Genomic DNA, 3,593 nt, shown 5'->3' with positions numbered 1-3,593 from the left:
CTTGTCGAGCAGCGGCATGTCGACCTCGGAAAACTCCAGGCATAGGAAGCGCCCGCCGCGCTTCAGCACACGAAAAGCTTCGCTCAGCGCCACATCGATGCGCGGCACGTTGCGGATGCCGAACGCGATCGTATACGCATCGAACGTGCCGTCCTCGAACGGCAGCGCTTCGGCATTGGCCTCGACGAAATCGGTGTTTTCCGAGAGGCCTTTCTTTTCGGCCCTGTCGCGGCCGACGTCGAGCATCGAGCCGTTGATGTCGAGCACCGTGGCATGCGCATGGCGCTGGCTTGCCTCGATGATGCGAAAGGCGATGTCGCCGGTGCCGCCGGCGACGTCGAGCACCTTCCAGCCCGGCCGCTTCGGGGGGTTGAGCCACGCGACCATCGCGTCCTTCCACAGCCGGTGCAACCCACCCGACATCAGATCGTTCATCAGGTCGTATCGATTGGCCACCTTGTGAAAGACGTCATTGACGAGCGACTGCTTGTCGCCCGCGCCAACCTTCCTGAAACCATAGGAGGTTTCCATGCCGCCCGCGGCCGTGGTTCTCTCAACTGACATTATTTCGATCCGCCATAAAACCGGCGGGACCATAGCCGATCGATGGGGCGGGCGCTATTGTCCAAGGCGCGGTTTTCGGCCGCGCTTTCAGAACGGGTCGGGGAAGAGTTTGCCACGATTTTCCACCCGGAATCGGCGCCACGACAGAAGAATACCGCACGGGATGGCCGCATGATCTTGAAAGCCGAATTGCACTGCCACATCGAAGGGGCAGCGGCGCCCGACCTCGTCGTCAGCCAGGCCCGCAAATACGGCAAGGACCCTTCGCCCTACATCCAGAACGGCTCTTTCGTCTGGCACGATTTCACGTCTTTCCTCGCCGCCTATGATTTTGCTTCCGACCTGTTCCGCACCGAGGAGGATTACGCCCGTCTGACCGATCATTATCTCACCAGCCTCGCCCGCGACGGCGCCATCTATTCCGAGGTCTTCACCTCGCCGGATCACGCGAAAAGGGCCGGGCTTTCGCCCAAGGCCTATACGGACGCGCTGGGCGAAGGCATGGCCCGCGCCAAGGCGAGGACCGGCATCGAGGGGCGCATGATCGTCACCGGCGTACGCCACGTCGGCGTCGAGGCGATCGAGCAGGCGGCGCGCTTTGCGGCGCGCTGCGGCCATCCGCTGGTCACCGGCTTCGGCGTCGCCGGCGACGAGCGCATCGGCGATTTCGAGGACTACGTCCGTGCGTTCGAGATCGCGCGCGAGGCCGGCCTCGGCATCACCATCCACGCCGGAGAATTGATGGGCTGGGAAAGCGTGGCGGCAGCGCTCGACCATATCCGCCCGTCGCGGATCGGCCATGGCGTGCGCGCCATCGAGAACCCGGACCTCGTTCGCCGCATAGCCGCCGAGGGCGTGGTGCTGGAATGCTGCCCCGGCTCCAACATCGCGCTCAAGGTGTTCGATAGTTTCGCCACGCATCCTTTTCCGGCGTTGCGCGCGGCCGGCTGCAAGGTGACGCTCAATTCCGACGACCCGCCCTATTTCTGGACCTCGCTGAAGCGCGAATACGACATCGCCGCCGAGCATTTCGCGATGGACGACAAGGCGCTTATCGCCGTCACCAGGACGGCCATCGAGGCGGCCTTCGTCGACCGGAAGACCAAGGCGATGCTGATGAGCCGGCTCGACCCCAAAGGCCGGTGAATGGTCAATGGTGAATGGTGAATGGTGAATGGTGAATGGTGAACGTTTGCCGGCGGCTTCAGCGTGTCAACCAATCATCGGCCCATCAGGACTCGCAAACCGGCTCACTATTCACTATTCACTACTCACCATTCACTGGAGAAGACCATGCAGGGCGTCACCGTCGTCGACCACCCCCTTGTCCAGCACAAGCTGACCATCATGCGCAAGAAGGAGACCTCGACGGCAGGCTTCCGGCGGCTGCTGCGCGAAATCTCCCTGCTTCTCGGCTACGAGGTGACCCGCAACCTCGAACTGACGACCACCAAGATCGAGACCCCGATCGAGGAGATGGAAGCGCCGACGCTGGAGGGCAAGAAGCTGGTTTTCGCCTCCGTGCTGCGGGCCGGCAATGGCCTGCTCGAAGGCCTGCTCGATCTGGTGCCGGCGGCGCGCGTCGCCCATATCGGCCTTTACCGCGACCATGAGACGCTCGAGGCGATCGAATATTTCTTCAAGGCGCCAAGCGACCTTGCCGACCGTCTGGTGATCGTGGTCGATCCGATGCTTGCGACGGCCAATTCCGCGATCGCGGCGATCGACAAGCTGAAGGGGCGCGGCGCCACCAACATCCGCTTCCTTTGCCTCCTGGCCGCGCCCGAAGGCATCGAGCGCTTCACCAAGGCGCATCCGGATGTCCCGATCTTCACCGCCTCGATCGACCGCCAGTTGAACGACAAGGGTTACATCATGCCTGGCCTCGGTGACGCCGGCGACCGCATGTACGGGACCAAGTGAGATCTTTTCTTAACCGCTCGTTTACGAAACGCCGTGGTTCCGGCGCGCGTTAAAGCCGAAAACACCATGTCGGCTTAAGGATCGAACCTTCACGAAGGTCGATCCATGCTGCGCAAGCTTCTTCTCCTTGGCGTCTTTGTCGGAAGCTCCGCATCGATTCCGATTGTCTATCAGTCGAACCCGCAGATGGTGGAAACCCTGCTGAGATCGGCGGTTGCTTCGAAGCCGGCGCCGCCTGAGGCTCAGCCGGACGTCAATCTCGCTTCGGCTCCAGCCAGGCCGGCGATGCCGATGCCGCTCGGCCGCCAGGTGCTGGTCAATGCCGACCAGCGCGGCCATTTCACTTCCGCCTTCAAGTTCAACGGCCGTCAGATAGACGGCATGATCGACACCGGCGCGACGCTGGTCGCGATCAACATATCGACGGCGCGCCGGATCGGCATCTCGCTCAACCAGTCGGATTTCAATCAACAGGTGAACACGGCGAACGGCGCCATTAAGGCTGCCGTGGTCACCGTCGACCGGCTGCAGATCGGCAAGATTTCCCTCGACAACGTCCAGGCGGTGGTGCTCGACGATCGAGCGCTGCAAACCAACCTGATCGGCATGAGCTTCCTGCAGCGGCTGCAGAAATACGAAGTCCAGGACGGCGCGCTGCTGCTTGTTCAATAGGCGCGATTTTACAGCGGCAGTATCCGCCTGAGCACCGTCTTTTCTGCGGTCGGCTTCGAGTGACCGACCGTATAAGCGGCGCGCACCGCGACGGCGGCAGCCTCGGCGTCGGCCTCGGTCCGCGCATGGACCAGCACCAGCGCCTCGCCGCCATGCACCTCCGCGCCGACCGGCAGCAGCCGGGTGAGGCCGACGGAATGATCGATCTTGTCGTCCGGGCGGACGCGCCCGCCGCCCAGCGCAACGACGGCGAGCCCGATTTCGCGCGTCGCGATCCCGGTGACGAAGCCGTCCTCGGCCGCTTTGACCGCCATTTCCACTGCCGCCTTCGGCAGATATTTCTCCGGGCTCTCGACGAAGTCGGCGGGACCGCCGAGCGCCGTCACCATGCGCGCGAACACCGCCGCCGCGCGGCCGCCGGCAAGCGTCTCGGC

General features: G+C 63.5%; 4 protein-coding genes and 1 pseudogene. 3 read left to right on the top strand and 2 right to left on the bottom strand.

Features of this window, described 5'->3' with window-relative positions; translation table 11 throughout:
- Positions 1-564 (bottom strand): class I SAM-dependent methyltransferase (locus tag EOA60_RS23810; protein WP_164899492.1); only part of this gene is annotated, 564 nt, incomplete at its 3' end.
- Positions 565-735: 171 nt separating this feature from the next.
- Here EOA60_RS23810 and EOA60_RS23805 point away from each other — a divergent pair.
- From EOA60_RS23805 to EOA60_RS23795, 3 genes are all read left to right on the top strand, one after another.
- A complete protein-coding gene (locus EOA60_RS23805) occupies positions 736-1,710 on the top strand; it encodes an adenosine deaminase (protein ID WP_095800650.1) in 975 nt (324 codons plus the stop codon).
- A gap of 147 nt (positions 1,711-1,857) precedes the next feature.
- The gene (gene upp / locus EOA60_RS23800) at positions 1,858-2,487 is read left to right on the top strand and encodes a uracil phosphoribosyltransferase (protein ID WP_095823452.1); all 630 of its coding nucleotides are present in this window, start codon (positions 1,858-1,860) and stop codon (positions 2,485-2,487) included.
- Between the two features lie 105 nt (positions 2,488-2,592).
- Positions 2,593-3,159 (top strand): TIGR02281 family clan AA aspartic protease, encoded by a 567-nt coding sequence (locus tag EOA60_RS23795; protein WP_095823453.1) that lies wholly within the window; start codon positions 2,593-2,595, stop codon positions 3,157-3,159.
- Positions 3,160-3,167: 8 nt separating this feature from the next.
- Here EOA60_RS23795 and EOA60_RS23790 read toward each other — a convergent pair.
- Positions 3,168-3,593: pseudogene (locus tag EOA60_RS23790) on the bottom strand (thymidine phosphorylase); the annotation flags it as partial.

Origin of the sequence: Mesorhizobium sp. M1A.F.Ca.IN.020.06.1.1, from assembly GCF_004023265.1 — a bacterium.
Classification (GTDB): Bacteria; Pseudomonadota; Alphaproteobacteria; order Rhizobiales; family Rhizobiaceae; genus Mesorhizobium.
Note: the sequence above shows the minus strand (reverse complement) of the source record. Positions and strands in the feature narration are given on the sequence as shown.